The 25,012-nt window shown below is 70.7% G+C and carries 29 protein-coding genes; 18 read left to right on the forward strand and 11 right to left on the reverse strand.

Annotation, left to right across the window (positions count from 1 at the left end; translation table 11 throughout):
- Positions 1-19 precede the first annotated feature (19 nt).
- Together STH_RS02015 and STH_RS02020 are read right to left on the reverse strand one after the other, a co-directional pair.
- Positions 20-970: a substrate-binding domain-containing protein gene (locus tag STH_RS02015; protein ID WP_043713062.1), complete on the reverse strand. Its 951-nt coding sequence runs from the start codon at positions 968-970 to the stop codon at positions 20-22.
- 147 nt (positions 971-1,117) lie between these two features.
- Positions 1,118-2,179, reverse strand: coding sequence for a substrate-binding domain-containing protein (locus STH_RS02020; protein ID WP_011194519.1), 1,062 nt, complete (start codon positions 2,177-2,179; stop codon positions 1,118-1,120).
- A 147-nt stretch (positions 2,180-2,326) separates the two neighbouring features.
- Here STH_RS02020 and STH_RS02025 point away from each other — a divergent pair, with 147 nt between their 5' ends.
- Genes STH_RS02025 through STH_RS02070 form a run of 10 tightly spaced genes read left to right on the forward strand, consistent with a single transcriptional unit; the run spans position 2,327 to position 10,409 of the window.
- Complete coding sequence (locus tag STH_RS02025) at positions 2,327-2,845, forward strand: hypothetical protein (protein ID WP_011194520.1); 519 nt, start codon at positions 2,327-2,329, stop codon at positions 2,843-2,845.
- On the forward strand, positions 2,814-4,247 hold the full coding sequence (locus tag STH_RS02030; RefSeq protein WP_011194521.1) for an AAA family ATPase: 1,434 nt from the start codon (positions 2,814-2,816) through the stop codon (positions 4,245-4,247). The genes STH_RS02025 and STH_RS02030 overlap by 32 nt, the downstream gene beginning before the upstream one ends.
- Before the next feature lie 25 nt (positions 4,248-4,272).
- Positions 4,273-5,109, forward strand: coding sequence for a Flp pilus assembly protein CpaB (gene cpaB / locus STH_RS02035; protein ID WP_011194522.1), 837 nt, complete (start codon positions 4,273-4,275; stop codon positions 5,107-5,109).
- 2 nt (positions 5,110-5,111) lie between these two features.
- Positions 5,112-5,912 carry an AAA family ATPase gene (locus tag STH_RS02040; RefSeq protein WP_011194523.1) on the forward strand — a complete coding sequence of 267 codons (801 nt, stop codon included), beginning with the start codon at positions 5,112-5,114 and terminating at the stop codon, positions 5,910-5,912.
- A complete protein-coding gene (locus STH_RS02045; RefSeq protein WP_011194524.1) occupies positions 5,913-7,184 on the forward strand; it encodes a CpaF family protein in 1,272 nt (423 codons plus the stop codon).
- Between the two features lie 4 nt (positions 7,185-7,188).
- The gene (locus tag STH_RS19600) at positions 7,189-8,088 is read left to right on the forward strand and encodes a type II secretion system F family protein (protein ID WP_011194525.1); all 900 of its coding nucleotides are present in this window, start codon (positions 7,189-7,191) and stop codon (positions 8,086-8,088) included.
- A gap of 12 nt (positions 8,089-8,100) precedes the next feature.
- Positions 8,101-8,964, forward strand: a complete 864-nt coding sequence (locus tag STH_RS16745) for a type II secretion system F family protein (protein WP_050742055.1) — start codon at positions 8,101-8,103, stop codon at positions 8,962-8,964.
- A gap of 3 nt (positions 8,965-8,967) precedes the next feature.
- Positions 8,968-9,423, forward strand: a complete 456-nt coding sequence (locus tag STH_RS19605; protein WP_043713064.1) for a TadE/TadG family type IV pilus assembly protein — start codon at positions 8,968-8,970, stop codon at positions 9,421-9,423.
- Complete coding sequence (locus STH_RS02065) at positions 9,420-10,178, forward strand: pilus assembly protein TadG-related protein (RefSeq protein ID WP_011194528.1); 759 nt, start codon at positions 9,420-9,422, stop codon at positions 10,176-10,178. Before STH_RS19605 ends, STH_RS02065 begins: the two co-directional genes overlap by 4 nt.
- Positions 10,179-10,217: 39 nt before the next feature.
- Positions 10,218-10,409, forward strand: a complete 192-nt coding sequence (locus STH_RS02070) for a Flp family type IVb pilin (RefSeq protein WP_011194529.1) — start codon at positions 10,218-10,220, stop codon at positions 10,407-10,409.
- Positions 10,410-10,452: 43 nt separating this feature from the next.
- On the opposite strand, the gene STH_RS02075 is transcribed toward STH_RS02070, so the two are convergent.
- The 5 genes from STH_RS02075 to STH_RS02095 are packed head-to-tail and all read right to left on the reverse strand — an operon-like array spanning position 10,453 to position 15,145.
- Positions 10,453-11,274, reverse strand: coding sequence for a type II secretion system F family protein (locus STH_RS02075; RefSeq protein ID WP_011194530.1), 822 nt, complete (start codon positions 11,272-11,274; stop codon positions 10,453-10,455).
- Positions 11,275-11,293: 19 nt separating this feature from the next.
- A complete protein-coding gene (locus tag STH_RS02080; RefSeq protein ID WP_011194531.1) occupies positions 11,294-12,106 on the reverse strand; it encodes a type II secretion system F family protein in 813 nt (270 codons plus the stop codon).
- Positions 12,106-13,428 (reverse strand): CpaF family protein, encoded by a 1,323-nt coding sequence (locus STH_RS02085; RefSeq protein WP_242654565.1) that lies wholly within the window; start codon positions 13,426-13,428, stop codon positions 12,106-12,108. The genes STH_RS02080 and STH_RS02085 overlap by 1 nt, the downstream gene beginning before the upstream one ends.
- A complete protein-coding gene (locus STH_RS02090; protein WP_011194533.1) occupies positions 13,425-14,546 on the reverse strand; it encodes a septum site-determining protein in 1,122 nt (373 codons plus the stop codon). Before STH_RS02090 ends, STH_RS02085 begins: the two co-directional genes overlap by 4 nt.
- Complete coding sequence (locus STH_RS02095; RefSeq protein ID WP_043713066.1) at positions 14,543-15,145, reverse strand: SAF domain-containing protein; 603 nt, start codon at positions 15,143-15,145, stop codon at positions 14,543-14,545. The genes STH_RS02090 and STH_RS02095 overlap by 4 nt, the downstream gene beginning before the upstream one ends.
- A 138-nt stretch (positions 15,146-15,283) precedes the next feature.
- On the opposite strand from STH_RS02095, the gene STH_RS19610 reads away from it, so the two are divergent.
- The 3 genes from STH_RS19610 to STH_RS02110 are packed head-to-tail and all read left to right on the forward strand — an operon-like array spanning position 15,284 to position 17,656.
- The gene (locus tag STH_RS19610) at positions 15,284-15,970 is read left to right on the forward strand and encodes a TadE/TadG family type IV pilus assembly protein (RefSeq protein ID WP_011194535.1); all 687 of its coding nucleotides are present in this window, start codon (positions 15,284-15,286) and stop codon (positions 15,968-15,970) included.
- Positions 15,967-16,674 (forward strand): TadE/TadG family type IV pilus assembly protein, encoded by a 708-nt coding sequence (locus tag STH_RS02105; protein ID WP_011194536.1) that lies wholly within the window; start codon positions 15,967-15,969, stop codon positions 16,672-16,674. Before STH_RS19610 ends, STH_RS02105 begins: the two co-directional genes overlap by 4 nt.
- Complete coding sequence (locus STH_RS02110) at positions 16,649-17,656, forward strand: hypothetical protein (RefSeq protein WP_011194537.1); 1,008 nt, start codon at positions 16,649-16,651, stop codon at positions 17,654-17,656. Before STH_RS02105 ends, STH_RS02110 begins: the two co-directional genes overlap by 26 nt.
- A 45-nt stretch (positions 17,657-17,701) precedes the next feature.
- Here the strand turns inward: STH_RS02110 and STH_RS02115 are convergent, their stop codons facing one another.
- A complete protein-coding gene (locus STH_RS02115) occupies positions 17,702-18,613 on the reverse strand; it encodes a complex I NDUFA9 subunit family protein (protein ID WP_011194538.1) in 912 nt (303 codons plus the stop codon).
- 193 nt (positions 18,614-18,806) lie between these two features.
- Between STH_RS02115 and STH_RS02120 the strand changes: the two genes are divergently transcribed.
- Positions 18,807-19,196, forward strand: a complete 390-nt coding sequence (locus STH_RS02120; RefSeq protein WP_011194539.1) for a DUF302 domain-containing protein — start codon at positions 18,807-18,809, stop codon at positions 19,194-19,196.
- Between the two features lie 70 nt (positions 19,197-19,266).
- Positions 19,267-19,638 (forward strand): hypothetical protein, encoded by a 372-nt coding sequence (locus STH_RS02125; protein ID WP_011194540.1) that lies wholly within the window; start codon positions 19,267-19,269, stop codon positions 19,636-19,638.
- Here the strand turns inward: STH_RS02125 and STH_RS02130 are convergent.
- The gene (locus tag STH_RS02130) at positions 19,635-20,552 is read right to left on the reverse strand and encodes a tetratricopeptide repeat protein (protein ID WP_011194541.1); all 918 of its coding nucleotides are present in this window, start codon (positions 20,550-20,552) and stop codon (positions 19,635-19,637) included. The two genes, STH_RS02125 and STH_RS02130, sit on opposite strands and share 4 nt — an antisense overlap.
- Positions 20,553-20,765: 213 nt before the next feature.
- Here STH_RS02130 and STH_RS02135 point away from each other — a divergent pair, with 213 nt between their 5' ends.
- Positions 20,766-21,314 carry an NADPH-dependent FMN reductase gene (locus STH_RS02135; RefSeq protein WP_011194542.1) on the forward strand — a complete coding sequence of 183 codons (549 nt, stop codon included), beginning with the start codon at positions 20,766-20,768 and terminating at the stop codon, positions 21,312-21,314.
- A gap of 72 nt (positions 21,315-21,386) precedes the next feature.
- Here STH_RS02135 and lgt read toward each other — a convergent pair whose 3' ends face one another.
- Positions 21,387-22,193 carry a prolipoprotein diacylglyceryl transferase gene (gene lgt, locus STH_RS02140; protein WP_011194543.1) on the reverse strand — a complete coding sequence of 269 codons (807 nt, stop codon included), beginning with the start codon at positions 22,191-22,193 and terminating at the stop codon, positions 21,387-21,389.
- A gap of 118 nt (positions 22,194-22,311) precedes the next feature.
- Complete coding sequence (locus STH_RS02145; RefSeq protein ID WP_242654566.1) at positions 22,312-22,638, reverse strand: ArsR/SmtB family transcription factor; 327 nt, start codon at positions 22,636-22,638, stop codon at positions 22,312-22,314.
- A gap of 280 nt (positions 22,639-22,918) precedes the next feature.
- Between STH_RS02145 and pdhA the strand changes: the two genes are divergently transcribed.
- Both pdhA and STH_RS02155 read left to right on the forward strand, forming a co-directional pair.
- Positions 22,919-24,025 (forward strand): pyruvate dehydrogenase (acetyl-transferring) E1 component subunit alpha, encoded by a 1,107-nt coding sequence (pdhA, locus tag STH_RS02150; protein ID WP_011194545.1) that lies wholly within the window; start codon positions 22,919-22,921, stop codon positions 24,023-24,025.
- Positions 24,018-24,998: an alpha-ketoacid dehydrogenase subunit beta gene (locus tag STH_RS02155; protein WP_011194546.1), complete on the forward strand. Its 981-nt coding sequence runs from the start codon at positions 24,018-24,020 to the stop codon at positions 24,996-24,998. The genes pdhA and STH_RS02155 overlap by 8 nt, the downstream gene beginning before the upstream one ends.
- Positions 24,999-25,012: the final 14 nt, after the last annotated feature.

Here is a 25,012-nt window from a genome sequence, read left to right on the forward strand (position 1 = left end):
CCCACCTTCCAGCCAGGTGCTATCCGCCGAGCTCCTCCACAGACTTGCCCGCGTCCGGGAAGAAGAGCGGCTCGCCGTACTTGTCCACGCCGTAGGTCCGGATGATCTCCTGGACTTCCGGATCCACCATGAACTCCACGAAGGCCTTCGCACCTTCGGCGTTGACCAGCGGCCACTTCTCGGGGTTGACCTGCATCACGTGGTAGATGTTGAGCAGTGGGGAGTCGCCTTCGAGGACGATCTCCAGCTCGATGTTCTTCTTCTGGGCGAGGTAGGTGCCCCGGTCGGTCAGGGTGTAGCCCAGCTTCTCGTTGGCGACGTTGATGGTGGCGCCCATGCCCTGGCCGGTCTCCTGGTACCACGCGTTCCCCCTGGGGTCGATGCCGGCTTCGTTCCACAGGGCCAGCTCCTTCTTGTGGGTGCCCGATTCGTCGCCGCGGGAGATGAAGAGGGAGCCGGCCTCGGCGATCTTCTTCAGGGCCTCGGCCGCCTTCGTGGTTCCCTTCACGCCGGCGGGGTCCTCGGGCGGGCCGATGATGATGAAGTCATTGTGCATGACCAGCTGCCGGTTGATGACCACGCCGGCCTCCTCCAGCGGCTTCTCGGACTCCGGCGCGTGCACAAGCAGCACATCCGCCTCGCCGTTCTCACCCAGCTTCAGCGCCTGGCCCGTGCCGACGGAGACGGTCTTTACGACGTACCCCGTCTTCTCCTCGAACATCGGAACCAGCACGTCCAGCAGGCCGGTGTCCACGGTGGAGGTGGTGGTTGCCAGGATCAGCTCGGGGTTCTCGGGGGTGGCCGGCTTTTCCGGTTCGGCCGGCGTCTCGGGCTGCGTCGACGGCTGCTCTGCCTGTTGCTCCTGCTGGGTCGGCTGCGGTTCGGTGCTCGGCTGCTGTCCGGCGGAGGAACAGCCGACCACAAGGGCCATAATGGCTGCGAGGACCATGAAGCGATGCAAGCGTTTCATCGAAGCAATCCCCCTCTGCACAAGGTAGGGTCTGAAACATAACGGGCGCGAAAAAAGCGCCACCGTAAGGTCACCGTTATGTCCATGTAGAGCATAGCGCACGAGGGGGCAGTTGACAATCCTGTTTTGCGGCCATCGGGACATGGGCTACGGAAGGCGGAACAGCGGTTCGCCGTAGGCCGCCGTGCCGAACGCGCGGACGACGGCCCGGCCGGCCGGGCCGGTGGCCCACTCGGCGAAGCGCCTGGCGCCCGCGCCGTTGACGAATGGGAAGAGCTCGGGGTTGACGGGGATCAGGCAGAACTGGTTCACCAGTGCAGGATCGCCGCGGAAGAGGCCCGCGTAACCCTCGGGGCACGCCATGACCAGTGTCGCGGAGTCGATCAGCGTGTAGGCCCCGATAGCCGCCGCGTGGCGCAGCGTCGCGATGTTGCCCTGGCCGCCCAGGGGCCACGGCTCGTACCAGGGGGGTTCGGGCGAGATGCCCGCCAGCTGCCACAGCCGCAGCTCCCGCACGTTCGTGCCGGACTGGTCGTTTCGGCTGACGAAGGGATGCCGGCCCTCGGCGATGCGGCGCATCGCGTCCACGGCCGAGGCGGCCTGGCGGACGCGTGCCGGGTCGTCTGCCGGGCCGCAGACGACGAAGTCGTTCTGGGCCAGCGGGTAGCGCCCGGTGCCGTACCCCTCCGCCAGGAAGCGTTCCTCCAGCTCCGGCGCGTGGACCAGGGCCAGGTCCACCCGCCCCGCCCGGCCCAGGTCCAGCGCCTGGCCGCTGCCCGCGGCGATGTAGCGGACCCACTGGCCGGTCTCCGCGCGATAGGCGCCCACCAGCGCATCCACCAGGCCCACCTCGACCGGACCGATGGTGGACGCCATCAGCAGCGGGCGTTCCAGCGCCGCATCCGCCCGCTCCGGCCCAAGGATGGCCGCGGCCTCGCGCCTCAGCAACCGATGACGCCTGAGCAGGTCCTGGGCGGTCGGCGTCAGCTCGGCCCCTCCTCCCGACGCGCCGCCGACCCTGCGCACCAGCAGGGGGGTCCCGATCTCCTCCTCGGCCCGCCGGATCAGGCCCCAGGCGTACCGGTACGAAACGCCGAGCACTTCCGTCGCCTTGCGGAGCGAACCCTGTTCCGCCACCGCGCCGAGAATGGCGCAGATTCGGTCGAACTGGTCATCCCTGGCCAACAGCGGGCGATAGTCCGCCGGCATGCACCTCACCCCGTTTCCGCGATTTGCGCTGTGATGCCACCTTCCGGTCTGCTTCGCTCGCGGGAAATTCGGCAGACCCCCTTGCACGCGGAGCAGAAACTGGTAAAATAAGGCTGTCAGTAGTTGGATAACCTGGGAGGAAGATCCATGACCGTGCCAGCGGCCACCTGGAACCCGCCTGCACCGCAGCACGGCGCGGTGATCCTGACCCGGACCTGGCGCATCGTCGTGTACGGCGATGCGGTGCCCCGGGGGGCCCGGCTGTACGTGGCCCTCGGTCCCGCATCGCTCGCGGAGGGGTACGAGCGACTCTTTCCGTTCCTGGAAGCACAGCGGCTGTGCCACCGGCACGTCCGCACGCCCGAGCTGCTCCGCCAGCTGGAATCCCTGGCTGCGTGGGCCGGCAAGTCCGTAGCCGTGGACCCGCCGGAGTCCGCCGATCCGGAGGAGCTGGCCGGGGCCCTGGACGAGCTGCTCGCGGGGGCGGGGCTGACCGGCCCGTCACTGATCGCCGGAGCCCGCCCGTTCGGCGGCAGGACCGGGCTGGTGTTCATCCGCCGGGCCGAACCGCGCCCGGAACAGGGGGGCGCGCGCCACTGGCTGGCGCGCCTCCTGGGGGAGGGGAGGCCGGGCCATGCGCCTCGCGGCCTTGGCGTGCACGGGTGACCCGCTTCTCGACCAGCTGCTGGGCGAGTGCGCCAGCCTTGCCCTGGTCGGGCAGCCCGCCTGCGAGCGGGCGTCTGACGTGCTGCCGCTGCTCACCGCGGAGCCGCCGGCGCTGATCTTCGTGAGCGCGGCCCTGGCCGATGCCGAAGACCTCCTAAAGGTTCGGGGCCCGCGCTTCTGCTGGCTGGCCGAGGGGAGCGATACCGACGGCGGCGTGCCGGCGCCGCCGGGCGGCGTGGAGGTGCTGCGGGCGGAAAAACTGACCACGCAGCTGATCGACGCATGGGTCCGCCGCCTGCAGAAGCCCCCTGTCCGTCAGGTGCCCCCGCCGGCTCCGGTGAGGCCGCCGCTGCGACCCCGCAGTCCGTCCGACGGAGACTCGCCGGAAACCCCGGACGAGCCGGCTACGGCGCCGGGGACCCGGCCCCGCTTTCCCGCCCTTTCCTCTCCGGCTGCCCGCGTGCCGACACCGGGTGGCTGGCCGAAAATGCATGCGCTGAAATCTTCGCCGCCCGCACCTTCGCCCCCTGCGGGCAGGGCCGGACCCGGAACGCCTTCTGCCCCTGCGCTGCGCCCGCCGGTGCGGGTGATCCGGCAGCAGGTGGTGGCGCTCTGGGGCGGCAAGCCGGGCGCAGGCCGGTCGACCATGGCCGTGGCCCTTGCGGACCTGCTGGCCCGGTCGGGCGATGTGCGGGTCTGCACCGTGGACCTGAACCCGTACAACTCGTCGCTGAGTCCGCTGCTGGGAAGGGAGCAGGAGGTCCCCAGCTGGGTCCACCTGGCTGAGGCCGCAGCCCGAAGCCAGCCGCTGCCGGGGAGCGGGCTGCACTGGATTCGGCCCAACTGGGCCCTGGTGAGCGGGCCCGACGGCCGGCCCGACCTCGTGGCCCGCGTGACGCCGGAGGCCATCGCCTGGCTGGTGGACGAGCTTCGCAGTCAGTTCGATTATATCATTCTCGATCCGGAGGCGCGGCCGGGTCCCGTGCGGGACGCGGCGGCCCGCCTTGCGCAGCTGGTGCTTGTGACCGTGACCTGCGACTACCCCGACGTCCTGGACACCGCCCGGGGCTTCGAGGCCGCCGTGGAGCAGGGAGTTCTGGCGCGGGACCGCTGCCGCCTCGTGCTCAGCCGCTGGCTGGAAACCCCCCACCTCACACAGGAGGAGGTGGCGGAGTGTTTCGGCCTGCCCGTGGCTGCGGTGATCCCGCTGATGCCGGAGGCGGTGCTGCAGGCCGCGGGGGAGGCGCGGCCGGTCACCCGACTCTCGGACCCGCGCGCCGGGCGGCTGGTCCACGCCCTGCAGCAACTGCTGGATGTGGTGGCGCCTGCGCTGGCTGCGGCCGGCGGCGACCGGTCCCGGTCCGCCCCCGGCAGCGCGTGGCTGGACTGGCTGACCCGCTAGCTTCGGGCTTGGGGAGGAAGACCGCATGCGTGGAAGTCTGGGCCGGTTGGCCCTGGTGGGCGCATTCGTCTGCGCCCTGCTGGCCGCCTGGTTCAACATCCGCTTCCTGGAGATGCAGCAGGAGCGTTTCACCGTGCTGACCGTCGTGCGGGAAGTGCCGCCGTACACCCCCGTCGGACCCGACGCCGTGCAGTTCGCAGCCGTTCCCCGGGAATCGGTGCCCGCCGACGCTATCACCGACCCCTCCGCGCTGGAGGGCCGCTACACCCGGGCCCTGCTGATCCCCGGCACCATCCTGCGCGAGGCGCACCTGGTGCCGGCGGGGGGGTCCAGCCTCGCCGCCCGCCTGGCCGCGGCGGCTTCCACGGACGTGCGGGCCATGGCCCTGCGGGTCGACGAGGCGACCGGTGTCGCCGGCACCCTGCAGGAGGGAGACCCCGTGGACATCCTGGTTGCCATCAACGCCGACGTCACCGAGGCCCAGGAGCGGGGGGAGGGCCGCCCGGCCCGCGGCACCCTGGCCCGGGTCATCGCCCAGCGTGTGCCGGTTCTGCACGTGCAGCGGGACGAGGCGGGCGGTCCGAGCGCCGTCGTGCTGCAGGTGACCCCCCGCACCGCCGAGGAGATCGCCTTCGCCCACGCCAACGGCATGATCTGGCTGCTGACCAGCCCGTACACCGGGCCGGACGAACCCGTTGCCACCACCGGTGTCGACCGCGAGATCTTCTTCGAGCGTTACGGGATCGGGCAGAGGGATACGGGGGAGGCCGAGCCCGCGGGGGTCCCATCGATCGCCCCGCAGGGCCCCGGCGAGGCGCCGGCTGCCGCCCGGCCGGTCGCGGGTCTGCTAGGAGGTGATTAGCCGTGGCGAAGGGACTGGTCATCGCCCTGTGGAGCCCGAAGGGGGGCGTGGGTAAGACGCTTCTGGCCGTGGCCGTCGCGTTGCGGCTGAGCGAGCGGCACCGCACCGCCATCATCGACGGCAACGCCGACAATCCGGACCTGGTGACGCTGCTGCAGTCCGCGGGCCTGCCCAACATCGGAACCTGGCCGGGCCGGGTGGCGCCGGAGGAGATCGAGAATCACCTGGTGCGCTGGGCCAGCCGCCTGTTCGTCCTGCCGGGGCCCGCGCGCTTCATCGACGAGGCGGTGCTCTCGGGCGAAGCGATGGAGGCGGCCGTGAGATCCCTCGCCGACGCCGGGATGCACGTGGTGGTCGACCTGTGCACGGGGCTGCGGGATTCCACCCTGGTGGCCCTGGACCTCGCCGATTGGGTGCTCATGCCCGTCACGCCGGACTTGCTGGCCCTGACCCCGCTGAAGCGGATCGCACGGGAGCTGGACTTCCTCAGGCTGCCCGCCGGGAAGTTCCGGATCGTGGTTAACCGGGTCTCGGAGGGGCAGGAGATCGGCACCGCGGACATCCGGGAGCTGAGCCCCTTCCCCGTCGTGGGAGAGGTGCCGTCCTGCCGCCAGGCGGCGCAGGCGATCAACCGGGGCGACCTGCAGGCGGCGCTGGCTGCGTCGACGCCCGTGGGCAAGGCCGCGGCGGCGCTGCTCAGGGGAATCGTTGAGACGGATGCGGCCCCGCAGCCGGCGGCGCCCCCCTTCGGAGCCGGGCTGCTGTCGCGGCTGTGGCCCATCGCCGGCCGGGAGGGGGCATAAATGTCCAGCCGCTCCCTCCTGCAACGGCGGGTGGGCGCCGCCCTGACGCGCGACCCGGCTGCGCAGGTGCAGTACGAACGGTTGCGGGACTACGTCCGGGAACGGCTCCTGCAGGAGATCAGCGGAGACCTTCTCCTCAGGCCCACCGACGCCTCCCTCCGGCTCCTGGCCCGGGAGCGGATCACGGCCATGCTGGATCGGGACGGTTCGGTGCCCGCCGCGGTGCGCGACACCGTCGTCACCCGGCTGGTGCAGGACCTGGTGGGCTTCGGTGTGCTCCAGCCGCTCATGGACGATCCGGAGGTCACGGAGATTCTGGTCAACCGCTATGACGACATCTGGGTCGAGCGGCAGGGCCGACTGGAGCGGGTGGAGGGGCTGGCCTTCGAGAGCGACGAGGCGGTACGCCACCTGGCGGAACGCATCGCCGGACCGATCCGGCGGCGCATCGATGAGCGGCATCCGATCCTGGACGCGCGCCTCGCCGACGGCAGCCGGGTGTGCGCGACGTTGTCGCCGCCGGCGCTTGACGGCTGCGCCCTGGCCATCCGCAAGTTCAGCCCCCGCATGCTGGGATGGCAGACGCTGGTGGAGACCGGGACGCTCTCCGCCGAGGCGGCCGACTTCCTCCGCCGGGCGGTGCGCGCCCGCTGCAACATGCTGGTCACAGGAGGCACCTCCAGCGGGAAGACGACGGTCCTCAACGCCCTCTCGGCTTTCATCCCGGCCGAGGAGCGGGTCATCACCATCGAGGACGCGGCCGAGCTGCGGCTGCAGCAGCCGCACGTCCTGCGCTACGAGACCCGTTCGGGAAATGCCGAGGGCGAAGGCGCCATCACGATTCGGGACCTGGTGCGCACCGCGCTGCGGCTCCGCCCCGACCGCATCATCGTCGGCGAGGTGCGGGGAGCGGAGGCCCTGGATATGGTCCAGGCCTGCAACACCGGTCACGACGGCAGCTTTTCGACGCTTCACGCCAACAGCGCGCGCGACGGCCTCGCCCGCCTCGAGACCATGGTTCTCATGGCCGACAGCGGGCTGCCGATCCGGGCGATCCGACAGCAGGTGGCGTCCGCCTTCGAGCTGATCATCCACTGTGCGCGCCTGCGTTCAGGGCAGCGGCGGGTGGTGGAGATCGCCGAGGTGGACCTGGAGGATGAGGGTTACCACCTCCGGCCGTTGTTCCGGTGGAACCCGGCGCAGGACAGGCTGGAGCCGACCGGCGCCCGGCCGGAGCGGGTTGTCCGGCGCTACCTGTGGGAGGAGGGGTAGGCACGTGCAGTTCCTGGCCGCACTCTGTACCTTTCTGGCAGTGGCCCTCTTCCTGGGCGGCCTGGCCGGGGCGCTGCGGCGCCGGTCCCGGCTGGCGGAGCGGCTTCTGCGGGAGCGGGACCCGCTGGAGCAGGAGGGCACGGTCCTTCCCCGGGGCCCGGGCTGGCTGGAGCGGCTGGAGCGGGAGGCGAAGCAGGCGGGTCTGAACCTGAGCCGCCGCCACTTTCTGTTGGCTTTCGGGGCCAGCGGCGGCCTGGCCGCCCTGCTCGCCCTGGCAGGCGACCTGCTTGGCGCAGGCGCGTGCCTTCTGCTCGGCCTCATCGGCCCTCTGCTCCTCATCCGGCACCGGGCCCGTGTCCGGGCGGCCCGGTTCGCCGAACAGCTGCCGGAGACGCTCATGCTCATGGCCAGTGTCATCCGGGCCGGCGGCACCCTCTACCAGGCGGTGCAGACCGTGGTCCAGCAGGCCCCTCAGCCCATGCGCGGCGAGTTCGAGCGGGTGGCGCGGGCCATGCAGCTCCAGGTGCCCGCAGGAGACGCCCTCGGCCTCATCCGGGATCGGGTCGGGCTCGGGGAGTTCACCAGCGTGGTGGTGGCCTGCAAGGTCGCCGGCGAGGCCGGGGGGGACCTGGACCGGGTGCTGGAGTCCATCTCCCGGGAGCTGGTGGAGGACCGCCAGTTTCTCCGGGCGATGGAGGCGGCGTGTGCCGAGGGCAAGGCGAGCGCGCGCCTGGTCACCGCGGTCCCTCTGGTGGTCGTGGCCCTCGTCAGCTATCAGAACCCCGCCTACTTCGGCGAGGCCCTGACCGACCCCCTGGGCCGCGTGCTCCTGCTGGGCAGCCTGTGCGCCATGGCGCTGGGGTGGCTTCTGATCCGCCAGATCACCGACGTGCGCACGTGGTGAGGAGGAGTGGCGATGGCGGCGACCTGGTCGTTTCTGGCCGTGCTGCTCTTCGGCCTCGGACTGTACGACCTGGCCACCGCCCGGCGTCGGAGACTGCGGGCGATGGTCGAGCGGGCGGGCAGCGGCGCGGCGGCCCCCGGCGCCGACAGGCGGCTGCAGGGCTGGCTGAAGGCGCGGATCCTGCCCCGGCTCCCGCTGGTGCCGGGGGTCGGGTCGATGGACGAACTGCGCCAGCTGCTGCTCTGGGCGGGGCGTCCCGCGGGCATCGGCGCGGAGGAGTTCTACTTCCTCCAGCTGGTGCTGGCTTTCTCCCTGGCCCTTCCGCTCCTGGGGCTCCACGGCTGGACCGCGGCGGCCCTGGGCTTCCTGCTCGGCCTCTGGCTCCCCCGGGCGTGGCTCCGCCGCCGCGTGAGCGAACGCACCCGGATTCTCAGGCGGGAGCTGCCCCGGTTTGTCCACCTGCTGGCCACCTGCCTGGAGGCCGGCCTGGGCCTCACGGAGGCGGTCCGGCGCGTGGCCGCGGAAAGCCCGGGCCTGCTGGCCGGCGAGATGCTGCGCGCCGTGCACGAGATGGCCGCGGGCAAGCCCGCCCAGCGGGCGTGGCGGGATCTGACCGAGCGGCACGAGTCACCGGAGCTCAAGGAAGTGGTTTCAGCACTGCAGCAGAGCCACCGTTGGGGCGTCTCCATCGCGGAGCAGCTCCGGTTCACCCTTCGGACCATGCGGGAGCGCAAGCAACAGCAGGCGCAGCAGAAGGCGCACGAGGCCTCGGTGCGCATGCGGGTGCCCATGGTCGCCCTGATCCTGATGCCCACCATTGTGATCATCCTGGGGCCGGCCGTGCTGCGGCTGCTCCGGCACTTTGCGGGGGGATGAGCGTTGGCGCTGCGCCGCCTGCTGCGCAGTCAGCGCGGGAGTCAGATGGTGGAGTTCGCGCTCCTCGCGCCGATTCTGCTGTACCTGGTCCTCTGCATTCCGGTGTTCGGGATGTTTACCCATAGCTGGATGGTCGTGTCGGGCGCTGCACGGGCGGGGGCCCGCGCGGCCAGCCTGCTCCGGGTGCAGGGCAGCCGGGAGGCGGTCGCCCGGCAGGCCGCCGACCAGAACATGTACCTCCGGCGGTCGGACGGCGACCTCGTCCTGTTCGACCCGGCGCGCGACGTCCAGGTGCGGGTCCAGGGCGGGACGGTGACTGTCCAGGTGACCTACCACCAGCCCTCGTACCTGCCCCTGCTCAGCGCCCTGCTCGGGGGATCCGGCGAGGCCGGAGGCGACACCGTGCCGATCACGGCGGCGGCGACGTTCGTGATCGAGCAGGGGGGGAGCCTGAAGTGAACCGGTTCCGGACAGAGCAACGCGGGTCGACGGGGGCGCTCTTCGTCTTCATCTGGGCCGTTGCGGTGCTGGCCATCGGGTTCGCGCTGGATGTCGGCCGCGTCTTCGTCCTGCGGGAGCAGCTGCGGACCGCGGAGGAGGCCGCGGCCCTGGCGGGCGTCCGGCAGGCCCGTTATGTGGTGGAGGCCTGGTTCCGCCGGGAGGAGAACCGGCCGGTCACGGTCTGTGAGACCGTTCCCCCGCCGGTGCCCGGCGGCGAGCCGGCCGTGGAGTGCTGGCTGGTCGACAACTGGGTGGAGATCAGCCCGGCGGTCATCCAGGGGCCCGAGGCCGAGGTGTGGCCGGATGCCCACCGCATCTGGGCCGAGCAGTGCGTCGGCTACAACGTCCGGTGCGCCCGGCAGTACCATGCGGCCGAGTGCTGGATCGAGCCCCGCGCCGGATGGGGAGAGGTGCGGGCGGCCGCTGTCGAGGCTTTCCAGATGAACGCCAGGTGGGGCGGCCTGGCCCGCACGGTCGGCCCGGTGGCGGTGGAGGTCGCCACCGACACGCCGCTGAGGCCCAGGCAGTTGCGGGTCGCCGTCACCGCAGTCCTCGAAATGGACGCCCTGTTGCTCCCGCTGGTCGGGGTGGACACGCTCACGGTGGTCACCCCCGGGGGGGCGACGGCGGCGGAGCTGGTCCGGCGGGAGTGGGCGGGCCAGTACACGTGGATCGGCGGTGTGCGCGTGGCTTCGCCTTGCCTGGTTTCATAAATCCCATGAGAAAAACACAGATGAAAGGATGGGTCAGCGGTGAGCAGGATTGCCAAGGGGTTCCGTCGTCTGGTGGTCCGTCAGGAAGGGCAGGGCATGACCGAGTACGGGCTGATCATCGCGCTGATCGCAGTCGTGCTGATCACGACCCTGACCGGCCTGAACAAGACCCTGGACAAGACCTTCAACAAGGTGACCACGCAGCTCAACAACACGGTCAACAAGAAGTAGAAAGTAGAGCGGGCCGGGCCCCCTGCGCATCAGGGGGCTTGGCTCACGGACCCAGCTGGGTGAGGAAGGCGTAGATCGCCGGACCGGCGGCCATGGCCAGAACGGCCGGCAGGACGAACAGCACGAGGGGCACGAGCAGCTTGACGCTGGCCTGAGCTCCGGCCTCCTGCGCCAGCCGCCGGCGCCGGTCCCACGCCTCGGCGGCCTGGGCCCGCAGCGCAGCGGCCAGCCCTTCCGTGCCTTTCTCCATGGTCTGGACCAGGGCGCCCACGGCGCGGGTGAGGTCGCGCACGTCCAGCCGCTGCGCCATCTCCAGGAGGGCCATGCCGGGCGGTTGTCCCATCCGGATTTCGGCCAGCGCGGACCGCACCTCCCGTCCCAGCGGCGCTGCGGCGTTGCGGGCGTAATGGTCCAGGGCCGGCAGGAGCTGCATCCCGGATTCCGCCAGCACCGCCAGGGTGAAGAGAAAGTAGGGCAGGTCCCGCTGCACCGCCCGGCGCCGGGCCGCCGCGGCGCGGGTCACCTCCAGGTCCGGCGCCTGGAAGGCCCAGACCGCCCCGGCGAAGCCCAAGGTCGCCAGCCCGGGCCGGCCCAGCAGGGCGAGCAGCAGGGCGCAGGCCAGGGCGAGCCCAGCCAGCCGAATCTTGCGCAGCGCCAGCTCCTCCAGGGTGAGCTCCAGGCCCGAGACCGCCAGCTCCCGCGCCAGTCGGCCCGAGGCCAGGATCCCGGCCAACCGGCTGGCCAGTCGCCGGACGGCTGGCCACCGCGGGCCTGGCCAGGGCGCCTCCCCGCCGCCCTGCCGTCCCCGCGGCAGGAGCAGCAGGAAGACGGCGCCGGACAGGAACAGCGCGATGACGAGCGGCACGGCCGCATCCCTCCCGCATTTACATGTCGATGCTGGCGATGCGCTGGGCCATCCAATACCCTCCGGCCACCGCCAGCAGGATCAGCCCCAGGGCGGCCTGCCCCCACAGGGTCGCGTGGAACACCGCCAGGTAGGCGGGGTTGGTGACGCGCACCACGAGGTAGATGCCCAGGGGGATCATGGCGAGGATCGCCGCCTCGGTGCGCTTCTGGGCGGTGAGCACCTGGATCTCCCGCTCCACGGCGAGCCGGTCGGCGACCATCTGGGCCACGTTGCCCATCACCTCGACGATGTTGCCGCCCCGGCGCCGGGTGGTCACCAGGGCGTCGACCAGGGCGGCCAGCTCTTCCAGGGGCACGCGCGCCCGCAGGTCCAGCAGCGCCTCGTCCACCGGCGTGCCAAGTTCGACCTCCCGGGCGGTGAGTTCGATCTCCCGGATCAGCCCACCGCCCCCGGGGTGCAGCCGGGACAGTTCAACGGCGCACCGCTGCAGCGCGCGGGGGAGCGACTGGCCTGCCTTCAGGGATGTGGCCAGCGACAGCAGGGCTTCCTGCAGCTGGTCCCGCAGGGCTTGTGCCTCCCGGCGGGCCAGCGTGTCCCGGACAGTGGCGAGGAGCAGGACGCCGGCCGGCAGGCTGATGAGCGCCGTCAACCAGGAGCCCGTGAGCAGCAGGACCAGGGCGAACGCCGCCACGGGCACGAGTCGCAACGCCCGGTCGGCCGGACCCGGCCGGAGGAAGCCGGGGAGTGTGACTCCCTCCGGACGCGGGCCAGCGGGCATGAGGGCCAGGAAGACCGCACCGGCCGACAGCAGTCCGATCAGCAGCCGCATCACAACCCCTCCGGCAGCGGGATGCCGGCCATCCGGAACTTCTCCCGACGGGCGACCTGCCGTCCCGCGGGCAGCAGTTCCCCGGCCTCCAGGTCGTACCGGAACACGGGCTCGACGATGACCTCCCCGCCGTGCACTCCGACCACCTCCACGATCTGCAGGAGCTTGCGCGAGCCGTCGGCCAGTCGTTCCAGATGCAGGATGAAGTCCACGGCGGCTGCCACCTGCTGGCGGATGGCCGAAAGGGGCAGCTCGACCCCTGACATGAGCGCCATGGTCTCGATCCGGGCCAGCGCGTCCCGGGCGGAGTTGGCGTGCACGGTGGTCAACGATCCGTCGTGGCCCGTGTTCATGGCTTGCAGCATATCCAGGGCCTCCCCGCCGCGACACTCGCCCACGATGATCCGGTCGGGGCGCATCCGCAGCGAGGCCCGCACCAGGTCCCGGATGGACAGCGCTCCCCTGCCTTCGACGTTGGGCGGCCGGGCCTCCAGGCTGACCAGGTTAGGTAGTCCCGTGAGCTGCAGCTCGGCGGAGTCCTCGATGGAGATCACCCGCTCATGCGGCGGAATCTTCATGGACAGGGCGTTGAGGAAGGTGGTCTTGCCGGTGGACGTGCCCCCCGAGACGACGAGGTTGCACCGGGCCCGGACCAACCGCTCCAGGAACTCCGCCGCTGGCGGCGTCAGGGTCCCGCGCTCCACCATTTGCTCGAGGGTCATGGGACGGCTGGGGAACTTGCGGATGGTCAGCACGGGTCCGATCAGCGACACGGGGGGCAGGACGACGTGCACCCGGGCGCCGCCGGGCAGGCGTGCGTCCACGATCGGCGTGGCCTCGTCCACCTTGCGGTTGACCCGCGCGACGATCCGCTCGATCAGGTGCAGGAGATCCGCCTCGCTCTCAAAGGCCAGGGGACGGCCGTCCTCGGCCACCGCCAGCTCCGGGTGGCCGTCCCGCTCCACAAAGACCCGGTCCGGCCCGTTGACCATGATCTCCTTCACACTGTCGTCCTGCAGGAGCGGGTCCAGAATGCCGAAGCCGTAGATCTGGAACTGAAGCCGGTCGACCAGGGCCGCCTTTTCGGCGTGCGTGGGGTTGAGGTAGGGAAAGCGCTCCGCCAGGACCTCCTCGAGCAGGGACCAGAGGTAGTCCCGCGCCTCCCGGTCGACCATCGCCCCCAGGGGCGCGCCGCCGCCCCGCAGCCGTTCCCGTACGGCTTCGATCACGGGACGGAACCGGTCGTGCGCCCGCTTGGCCGGCGCACCGCCGCCGGCCCGCTCCTGGCGGCGCTCCATCAGCTGTCGCAGTCCGCCGTTCATGTGCCCGCCACCTCCTGCACAAGGGCATCGACCAGCCGCTCCAGGGCCCGGGCCGCGCCGCCGCCCGGCCGGAAGCCGCAGAACCGCCCGGACGGGTCCACCGCGGGGCGTGACTCCTCGGGCACCCGGACGGCGGGCCTGTACGGCAGGAACGCCAGGGCCTCCTCGACGGACGGCGGCGCGGGTTCCCGCCACCGGTTGAGCACCGGGTGAACGCGCTCCGGGGGAACCTGCAGGCCGGCGAGCAGCGATTCGACCTGTACGAACCTGTAGGCGGAGACGGCGTCCGGCAGGCCGATCAGGCAGACCGCATCCGACGCGGCGATCGCCGCCGCGGCCGTAAGGGTCATCTCCGCCGGCGTGTCCACCAGTGCAAAGGTGCATCCGCAAGGGCCCAAGAGCCGCAACACCGCTTCCACCAGGTCGGGGTGAAGCTCGTCCATGACCGCGGGGCCGGCGCTGGGGAGCAGGTGGAGCCCGGGTTCGACCGCGCGCAGCGCCGCCGCGACCCGCTCCGGCCCGCAGGGGTCACTCAAGAGCTCCTCGGGTGGGAGCCCGACCAGCTCTTCCCACCCGCCGCCGGGCCGGAGGCCCAGGAGCGGGGCCGCGCCGCCCCCGCCGCTGACCTCCACGACCGCCACGGTCTGCCCGCGGCCGTGCAGCGACCGGGCGGCGTGCAGAAGCAGGGAGGTCGTGCCCGCGCCCCCCCGGGGCGAGTGAAAGGCGATCACATGTCCGATCTGTGCGGATCCCGCACCCAGCCCGAGCAGCCGGCGCAGCAGGGTGGCGGCGCGGGCGGGATCGGCGTCCGGGCAGAGGGTGAGGCCCAGGTCCGCGGCCCGGCGGCGCAGGGGCGCAGACGCGGGGCCGCCGGCGAGGCAGAGCACGGCATATCCGGCCGCGGCCAGCTCCTGCGCGCAGGAGAGCCCCTCCAGACCCAAGCCGGCGTCGAGGACGACCGCGTGGGCGGGCGATTCGGACAGGCGGTCGAGCAGGCTGTCCACGTCGGGTGCGCTGAAGGACACCGAAAGCTGCAGGGCCGGGTGGGCCGCGAGCCAGCCCTCCAGGCGCCGGGCGGCGGCGGGGGGGAGGCCGCACAGGGCTACGCGGAGCGTCACCGCAGGAGTCCCTCCAGGCGGCGCACGACCTTGACCGTCACCCCGTCGGCGGCGGCAATCACCAGCGGCACCTGTTCCTCGGGGACGAGCACGCTCACCCGGTCGGACTCCGCCTGCACCACCCGGGCGCCGGTCAGGATGCGCAGGGCTTCGCCGTCCCCGGTGACGACGTACAGGTCGACCTCCTCGGTGGGTTGAAGCTCCGGCGGCCCGACCCACTCGGTCCGCAGACTGACGACCCGCAGCGCTTCGGGCGGCGTGACGTCGGCGGAGGGCGGGACGGGGCTCACGTTTCCGGCGGGGATGAGCGGCTCGCCCGGACGGATGGCGCGGGTGGCGTACCACCCGTCAGGGGTGTCGGAGGCGGTACGGGGCAGCGCCTCCCTGGCCAGGAGCTGCCTGGTGGGACCGTCCACCTCGACCCGCTGGAGCATCTCCTCCTTCAGCTGCGTTCCCGGCAAGATCTCCCGGCGGGCGACCCAGACGATTTCGGTGCCGGACCCGGCAGCGACCCCGATCCCCCCGAGGTAGAGGAAGGTGAGCAGGCCAGCCGCGGCGGCGCATAGAGCTGCCAGGAGATAGCGCGTCCGGGAATTCATTCCAGTCACCTCCTGCCTCTAATCACGGACCAGGAGGCGCAATGGTTCAACGGATCATATCGATGTGGTTACACGCTGAAGCGTTTGGGGGTGATGGCCTTGCGGCGACGGCCGGTTGATCAGCGAGGGGGCGCGGCCGTGGAGATCGCGCTGGTCCTCCCGGCGCTGGTGCTGCTGGTGATCGGAGGCTGGGTCGCGGGGTACATGACCTTTGCCAAGATGGCCCTGGCGATGGCGGCCAACCGGGCGGCCCGGGAGTTTGCCGCCGCGGTGAGCCTCCATGACCGGCTGAAAGAGCCGGAACGCGCCTACCGGTACGACGGAGGTTTTGCCGAGAGCTTCGGCCTGCCGCGGTGGGCCGTGCACGCCCTCATCATGCGGACGCAGGCCGCCCCGGGGCCCAGCAGGTCCGACCAGGCGGTGGTGGTGGCCATGTGCTACCGGCTGCCGCTGGCCCTGCCTGGGGGGCTGCCCGCAGGCGTTCGGACGGCGGAGGCGGCAGCCGGGTCCTGGAGGGAGATCCGGAGCGAGGCGGAGGAGTGGGAGGCGCTACTGCGCAGGGCCGAGGCGCTTGCCGCGCGCGGGGAGCAACTGACCGGGCAGGCCCGGTGGGCGGCCGACCTGTGGCGGCAGGTGATCGAGGGGCCGCCGGCCGACTTCACCCCCCTGGACGGCGCGGACCTGCAGGGGCCCGAGGGCTTGGAGCAGGCGGCCCGGAAGCTGTGCGAACCGCCGGCAGGCGACGGTCGGTCGCTGATCGTGACCGCCCGTGCGGCCTACCTTCTCCAGACCGTGTTTGAGCCGGAGGGAGGCGGGCGCCGATGAGGAAAGTTCTCGCGGGGGTGAGGGGGTCGATCGCCGTGGAGACGGCGATCACGCTGCCCCTGGTGCTGCTGCTCACGGTGGGCGGGATCTCCGTCCTGCTGTGGCTCCACCACAAGACGTGGATGCAGGCCCTGGTAGCCGGGACGGCGCGCGAGCGGGCGGCCGACGCCGCCTGGACCGGCTACTACAAAGACATCCGCGACAGCCTGCGCGCATCCGGTTCCGGCCTGGTGCTGGCCGACGTGCGGCTGTTCAGCTTCCACCTGCCCGTTGACCCGCCCTTCGTCGTGGCCGGCGCGTGCGCGGCCCCGGCGGGCCGGGTGCCGCGCATCGGAACGTATGGCGCCCCCGGCGCCGGTTCCGGCGTAACTGCACCGACCGACGGAGGCGGCTGGCTGTCGCCCGTGCAGGCCCTGCGGGGGCAGATCAGCCGCTGGCTGGAGCGGCTGGAGGGGCTGGCGGCAGAGGCGGAGGACCACGCTGATGCCGCGGTGATGCTGGCTGAGCAGGCGGTGTGGTACCGGCGGGTGGCCGACAACCTCGCCGGAGGCGACCCGTTCCGGGTGCGGCAGGCGGTGGACTACCTCGCGGGCGCGGCGGTGGAGGAAGTGGCGGCGCTGCCCTGCCGGACCGACGGCTCCGGCGAGGTGGTGCTCACGGCGAAGGCGGTGATCCAGGGTGAGCGGACGTTCGGCCAGCGGTAGGCGCTGCGAGGCCGGCTACGCGTCCGTCTACGTCGCGCTGGTGGTCAGCCTGGTGCTGGTCCCCCTGACCCTCATCGTGATCGACTTCACCACGCTGGCCTACTGGCGGGCGAAGCTGCAGGGCACGGCGGACGCGCTGGCCATCGGCGCGGTGCTGGAGACCCGGGAGTTCCACATTCCCATCCCCACCGAGTTCGTTGGTTACTTCCCCGTCAACGGCTTCCTGATCAACGCTCTCCACCTGAGCAACCTGAAGCCGGGCGGTGTTCACACACGGGTCGAGCCCAAGCTGGAGCGGCTGGTGGAGCTGAACCGGGACCGGATGGGCGCGCAGGTCGAGGTGCGGGCGGGCGACGCCCGGGTTCTGCCCGCGGGCAACTTCCTCTCGCCCTTCATGTACGTGCACATCCCGGTGGAGGCGGAGGTGCCGCTCCTGACCCCGCTGCTGGGGACGCTCCTCGGCAGCGATCACCCGAACCGGGTCACGCTGCGGGCCGAGAGCTGCGCCGCCGCCTGGTACCGGCCGGATGCCTGGGTGCACCGGTGGTGGGACGCCGACCCCGAGACGCTGGTCAAGACCATCGACGCGGTCATCAACGTCACGGACGAGCCGCAGAAGTACTACCGGCTGATCAACTGCGTCGACGAGGCGGCGGACGTGCTCTCGCTGCTGGAAATCGTCGCCCGGGAGCACCTCGCGCGCGATCCCGAAGCCCGGGAGTTCCTGGAGCAGTGGATGGGCAACCGGCCTCAGCCGCGGGAGATGCAGCGGGCGCGGAAGGGGCTGGAGCGGCTGCCGGAGCGCTGCGGCCCGGACGACCCCTGCGTCGACGGCTCCCGGGAATCCATCGAGGAGTGGGCCCGCAGCACCGTGGAACGGCGCAGGGCGGAGGAGGAAGAGGCCAAGAAGCGCGAGGAGGCCGCCCGCAGGGCGGCCGGGAAGGACGCGGAGAGGAACGCGGCCGGCGGAGACGATCCCTGAACGGATCAGCCGCCCCGCAGGGGGCGGCTCATCAGCGGCTGCGCCTCACCGCGGTTCGGGGCGCAGGTACGAAAGCCCCCGCTCCAGCGGCGTGAGCGTGAGCCCCAGGTCTTGCAGCACCTGCCCGTTGTCCACGGGCTCCTCCATCAGCACGAAGTCCACGGCTCCGGGGGAGAGCGGCGGCGTGGGCAGGAACTGCAGCGGCCAGGCCGCCGCCTTCATCAGCCAGGCGGGGCTGTGCAGGAGCGGCCGGCGCCTGCCCATGACCCACAGCATGGTGCGGATGATCTCGTCCATGGTCAGCTCCTGCGGCCCGCCGATGTCGTAGGTCCGGTTCAGCGCCGCACCGGTGCGGAGGCTGGCGGCGACGGCGTCCGCCAGGTCCTCGACGTAGAGCGGCTGCACACGGGTCCGGCCGCTCCCGATGACGGGCACGAAGGGCAGGAGCCGGGCGAACGTGGCGAACTTGTTCAGGCTGCGGTCCTCCGGGCCGTAGACCCACGAGGGGCGGAAGATGGTGTAGGGGATGCCGCTCTCCCGGATCGCCTTCTCCGCCATGAGCTTGGCGCGGAACCACGGCTTGGTCTGCCCCTCCCGGGTCCCGGCCCCGGAGATGTACACGAACCGGCTAACGCCGGCTTTGCGGGCCGCCCCGACCAGGCGCACGGTCCCCTCGCCGTCCACGCGGATGTAGGTGTGCCCCCGGCGGGGGTTCTCCACCGGGTGGTTGGGAAACTGCACCGCGCAGACCACGATCTCCGCGCCGGCCAGGGCGGGGCCCAGCGTCGCCCCGTCGGTGACGTCTCCCGCGCGCACCTCCACCCCGTCCGGGACTCGCCCGCGCGCTTTCCCGGGGTCCCGGGACATGACGATCACCCGGTGCCCGTCCTGCGTCAGGCGGCGCACGATGTACGAGCCGATGAAGCCGGTCCCGCCCGCGACCAGTACGACAGCCATCGCGACTCCCTCCTGCTTCCGCCGCTGCCATTCCACTTCATCGTAGCGAGAACGGGCCGAAAAGGACAGCGGCCCGGGTATCGTTGTCCGAAAAGTGCCAGCAGGAGCCTGGAAGGTCGATCTTGATCATACTGTACCCCGTGGGGTATTATGGAGGCGTGCGCCTGAGATCATGATCCATGGGGGTGTTCTTGTGGAGTTCGCGTACGAGATCCCGACAGGCAAGGGCGTGGAAGAGGCCGTCGCCGCGGTCCGGGAGGCACTCTCCGAAAGGAAGTTCAGCGTCCTGTGGGAACTGAACGTCAACCAGACGCTGGAGTCCAAGGGGTTTGACCTGGGCCACGAGGTGCGCATCCTGGAGGTGTGCAGCGCGCCGAAGGCCAAGAAGGCGTTGGAGACCAATCCGGCGGTGGCGTACTTCCTGCCCTGCAAGATCGTCGTGAAGCGGGTCGGCGGACAGACGACCATCGGGGTCACCCGGCCCGCGGCGCTGATGGGGCTCATGGGCGACGCGCGCATGGACGACCTGGCGGCGCAGGTGGAGGCGGAGCTCACCGCCGCAGCGGAAGCGGCCGCGCGCTAGGCTGTTTCAGACAGGAATCAAACCCGCTCTTGCAGAACCTTCCGATGCGGAAGGGGGCTCGAGCGGGTCTATGTTCTGGCTTCAGGTCAAGCAGTTCTTCGTGATCGCCCTGGCGACCGTGAACCTCGTGCTGCTCATCTGGGCGCTGCTCGCCCACCGGCAGCGGCGTGTCCTGCCCGCCGGGTACTACCGGCTGTTGCCGGCCTCCGCGGCCATCGGGCTGGTGCAGGTCTCCATCGGGATGTTCTTCCTCATCCAGGGCCGCATTCCCTACTGGCAGCATGTCCTCTACGGCGCCCTGGTCGGGGTCGGGGCCGTGCTGCAGTTCGTGCTGCTCCCCGGGACCCCGGCCGGCCAGCAGTACCGGAACCGGCCTCTGGTGCACGCGGCGGTGGCGTTGTTCGTCGCCCTGGTCGGCATCCGCTCCTGGATGACGGGCTAGATCCGCCGGAGCGTGCCCCGCAGCAGCCGGCCGGCTACGGCGCCTCCCAGGAGCCACAGGGCGGTGAAGGCCAGGAGCACGCGACCCACCGGCAGCAGGACGGCGAAGTACTTCCACAGGAACTCCAGCAGGCGGAAGAACAGGTAGTACAGGAAGGCGACGATCAGCCAGCCGGTCACGGTGAGGCGGGACAGGTGAATCAGGTGGATCAGCGTGCGGTGGAGCAGTGCGCTCCGGCCGACGGTGCCGGCCAGGCGCTCCTCCGCCTCGACAAGGTCCGGCAGCTCCCGGAGGGCCCGCTGCAGCGCGCGGCGGGCCTCCGCCGTGCGTCCCGCCTTCGTGTGCAGGTCTGCCTCGGCCAGGTACGGCGCCGCAGCCTTCGGCTCGGCGGCCTGGGCCTCGCGGAGGCGCTCCAGGGCCCCCGCCTCGTCTCCCAGTGCCGCCAGCGCCAGGCCCAGCTCGAGCAGGGCGGCCGCGTGGTCGGGTGCGGCCGCGAGGGCTCGTCGGGCCGTGGCGGCGGCCGCAGCCGGATCGCCGCTCTCCCGCTGGCAGGCGGCCAGCGTCGCGAGGTAGTCAGGATAGTCCGGCATCAGCCGGCAGGCAGTCTGGGCCGCCTGCAGCGCCTTGTCCCGGTCGCCGCGGCCCAGCTCCGCCCGGCCGAGGACATGGTGGAGCCACGCCTTGTGCGGGCTCTGCGCGGTGGCATGGCCGGCGGCCTTGACCGCCTCGTCGTAACGCTCCAGGGCGAGCAGGCTGGCCGCGGCCAGCCCCAGCACGTCCGGCGGAAGCGGTCCGGACTTGGACTGCTGATCGACTTCCGCGAGGAGCGCGGTGTGCTCTCCCTTCCGGTAGATCTCCAGCAGCGCGAGCGCCGCAGGTTCGAGCGCTTGGGTCTCGGCAGGCGAGATGATCATCGGCAGACGGGCTCCTCCCTGGTCCGTTTGGGGAGTCAGATTCGTCGCGCTTGGGGGAAGACCCTGCTCGGTCTGCATGATCCGATGCACGTATCTTTGGGGTGGGAAACGGGGTCGCAATGAATGTGGCCGGTGTCACGCCCGTGACGGGCGTGCGGCCGGTGCTACATCGTGAGGCGGGCCGGCGGAAAGGATACGGACCGGGAAGGAGCGATGTACGTGCGCGTTGCGATCCTGGTAGGCAGCCTGAGGGCCGATTCCTTCAACATGCAGCTGGCCCGGACGATCTGCGAGCGGTATCGGGACCGGATGGAGGCCGAGATCCTCGACATCGGCACACTTCCCCACTTCGATCAGGACGCCGAGCAGGACCCGCCGCCGGCGGTGGCGGACTTCAAGCGCCGGATCCGGGAGGCCGACGGGGTCATCATCGTCACTCCCGAATACAACTGGTCCGTCCCCGGCGTGCTGAAGAACGCCCTGGACTGGGCGTCCCGGGTGGACAAGGTGTTCATCGGCAAGCCGGTGATGATCGCCGGTGCCACGCCGGGGATGCTGGGCACCGTGCGGGCGCAGCTTCACCTGCGGGAGATCCTGTCGAGCCCCGGGCTGCAGGCGCGGGTGCTGCCGCCGGGCGGGAACGAGGTGCTCGTCAGCCTCGCGCCGCAGAAGTTTGCCGGGGGGCGGCTGGTGGATGAAGCCACTCTGTCCTTCCTCGACGGCGTCGTGGACAAGTTCATCGCCTTCATCGCATCGCCGTGACGGCGGGCGGCGCGCAGGCGCCCCGGAAGACGTGCTCCCGGGGCGCCTTGCCCTGCGTCTCGGTCCGAACGGTCAGACGCCGGCGGAATCCCCGGATTCAGCCGGACGCCGCAGGAACCAGGCCAGCAGGACCAGCCCCAGGATGGCCAGCACCGCGGCCACCAGCTGGGCCACGCGGATCCGGCCGAAGATGAAGGAGGAGTCCTGCCGGATGGACTCGATGAGGAACCGGCCGGCGTTGTACAGGACCAGGTAGAGGCTGAAGACGACCCCCGTCTTCATGCGCCGCCGGTGACACACCAGGAGGATGCCGAAGGTCAGCAGGTTCCAGACCGACTCGTAGAGGAAGGTCGGGTGCATGACGGTACCGCTGATCGTCATGCCCTCCCGCAGCCAGCCCGGCATGAGGCGAACCAGCCAGTCCGGTGCGGGGTCGCCGTACGCCTCCTGGTTGAAGAAGTTCCCCCAGCGCCCGATGGCCTGGGCCAGCGGCAGGACGAGCCCGACCACGTCGGCCCACCGCCAGAAGGGCTGCTTCCGCATGGGCAGGTAGATGGCGGCGGCGATCGCCCCGCCCAGCACGGCCCCGTGGATGGCAAGGCCGCCTTCCCAGATCTGCAGGATCTTGTCCGGGTGCTGGCTGTAGTAGGGCCACTGCAGGACGAACACCTCGTAGAGGCGCGCACCCAGGATGCCCGCCGGCACCAGGATGATGGCGAAGCTGTCCACGAACGCGGGGTCCAGGCCCCGGTCCCGGGCAAAGCGACCGCCGAGCCAGATGGACAGCGCGATGGCCGACACGATGATGATCCCGTACCAGCGGATCGACAGCGGGCCGATCTGGATGGCCACGGGATCCACAAAGGCGAGAAGCTGCATGGCGGGCCCCCTCATCTTCCGGCGTGGGTCTCAACAACCCCCATTATGCCAGCCCGCGGGAAGATAGGGAAGACCGGATGCCCGCAGGGGCACCCGGTCTCCGCACACCCGGACGGCGCTACTGCACCTGTTCCAGAAGCTTGGACTGCTTGGCCAGCTGCTCGACCAGAACCTTGCGCACCGAGGCCAGGGTCTCGAGGATCTGGTGCGAGGCGACCCGGTAGTACATGTTGAGCCCTTCCTTGCGGGACTCCACCAGGCCGTGCTGCTTCATCAGGGAAAGATGCTGCGACAGGTTGGGCATGGTAACATCGACGGCTTTGGCCAGTTCGCCTGCTGTCATCTCTTGGTCCTTCAGTGTATAAAGGATCTCCAGCCGTTTCGGGCTAGCAAGTACCTGGCAGAGGCGGGCCTGCATTTCGAAAATACGCCTGTCCTGTTCCACGGTATCCCACCTCCTGTATGACAGCCAGTTACATAGAAATTTATCACCCGTTGCAATTATCATCGCGAAGATTGATCCACTTGTCAATCAGAGTCGAACCATGTCGATGCATTTTTTCCGTTACCCGTATCGATTAGGGCCAGATAGGAAACAAACATTATAGAAATGTACAGTCGCCCTGTCAACAAAATGCCGGTGAAATGTAGGTTTTCGGCGGTATGAACCGCTTTCAGGGCGGCAAGATACATGAGATGCACCACGGCACAAGGAGGTCGTTTTCGTGGAGTTACAGACCGCTCTGCCCCGGGGAGATCAGCTCTTTCCCGTACGGCGGATCCTGCAGGCGGACGGCACGCTCCTGGAGCCCGTGCCTGCGTTCCTGAGCGTGGATCAGCTGAAGGACGTGTACCGCAAGATGGTCTACCTGCGGGTGTTCGACCAGCGGTGCCTCAACCTGCAGCGGCAGGGCCGCATGGGCACCTTCGCCCCGTTCAGCGGGCAGGAGGCCAGCCAGGTGGGGTCGGCGTACCTGCTCCGGCCTGACCGGGACTGGATCTTCCCCACCTACCGCGACCACGGGGCCATGCACGTGATGGGCGTGCCGCTGGTCAACATCCTGCGCTACTTCATGGGCGACGAACAGGGCAGCCACGCGCCGCAGGGCGTCAATGCGTTCCCCATCTCGATCCCCATCGCCACCCAGCTGCTGCACGCGGTGGGCGCTGCATGGGCCGGGAGGATCAAGGGGGAGGACACCGTGGCCGTCGGCTACGCCGGCGACGGCGGCACCTCGCCCGGCGACTTCCACGAGGCGCTGAACTTCGCCGCCGTCTTCAACGTCCCGGTGATCTTCTTCATCCAGAACAACCGGTACGCGATCTCCACGCCCAACAGCCGCCAGTTCAAGACGCCCACCATCGCCCAGCGGGCCCTGGGTTACGACATCGCCGGGGTCCGGGTGGACGGGCAGGACGTGCTGGCGGTGCTGGCGGTGATGCACGAGGCCATCGAGCGGGCGCGCTCGGGCGGCGGCCCGACCCTGGTCGAGTCCGTCACCTTCCGCTACGGGCCGCACACCACCTCCGACGATCCCAAGCGCTACCGTTCCCAGGAGGAGCTGGAGGAGTGGCAGGCCCGGGATCCCATCGAGCGGCTGCGGCTGTACCTGGTCTCCCAGGGGCAGTGGTCGGACAGCGACGACGAGGCGCTGTGGACGGCGGCCCGGGAGCAGGTGGCGGCGGCGGTCGCCGAGGCGGAGGCCATGCCGCGCCCGTCGGTCGACGACCTGTTCGATTACCTGTACGCGGAGCCGACGCCGAACCTCGTGCGGCAGAAGGAATACCTGAAGGCTTACCTGGCGAAGAAGGAGGGCGGGGCCCGTGGCTAAGCTGACCTTGATTCAGGCGATCAACGACGCGCTGCGCGTCGCGATGCGGCAGGACAGCACGATCGTCCTGCTCGGGGAGGACATCGGCATCAACGGCGGCGTCTTCCGGGCCACCGACGGCCTGATCCAGGAGTTCGGACCCGAGCGGGTCATCGACTGCCCGCTGGCGGAGTCCGGTTACATCGGCGCCGCCATCGGCATGGCGGTGAACGGCCTGAAGCCGGTGGCGGAAGTGCAGTTCGACGGCTTTCTGGCGCCCGCGCACGAGCAGGTGGCCAACCACCTGTCCCGGATCCGCCACCGCAGCCGGGGCCGCTTCACCTGCCCGATGGTCATCCGTATCCCCTCGTGGGGCGGGATCAAGGCGCTGGAGCACCACTCGGAGTCCATTGAGAACTGGTACCTCAACATCCCGGGGCTGAAGATGGTGGCCCCGTCGAACCCGTACGACGCCAAGGGGCTCCTGCTCGCGGCCATCGCGGACCCCGACCCGGTGCTTTACATGGAGCCCAAGCGGCTCTACCGGGCGTTCCGGGCCGAGGTGCCGGAGGGATACTACACCGTGCCGCTTGGCCAGGCCGCCGTCGTGCGGGAGGGGACCGACATGACGGTGCTGACCTACGGCGTGCACGTGCACACCGCCCTCGAGGCGGCCGAGCAGGCGGCCTCCCAGTACGGCTGGCAGGCGGAGGTCATCGACCTGCGGTCGCTGAACCCGCTGGACCTGGACACGATCATCGGCTCGGTGAAGAAGACCGGCCGGGCCGTGGTGGTGAGCGAGGCCCCGCGGACGGGCGGGTTCCACAGCGAGCTGGTGGCCCTGATCAACGACCACGCGCTGGAGTACCTGGAAGCGCCCGTGGCCCGGGTGACCGGCTTCGACGTGCCGATGCCCTACCTGCTGAGCGAAGACCTGTACATCCCCGACGCCGGACGGGTCCTCGAGGCCATGCAGGCCGTCAGGACCTACTAGCACGGAGAGGAGCA

It is taken from the genome of Symbiobacterium thermophilum IAM 14863 (assembly GCF_000009905.1).
GTDB lineage: Bacteria > Bacillota > Sulfobacillia > Symbiobacteriales > Symbiobacteriaceae > Symbiobacterium > Symbiobacterium thermophilum.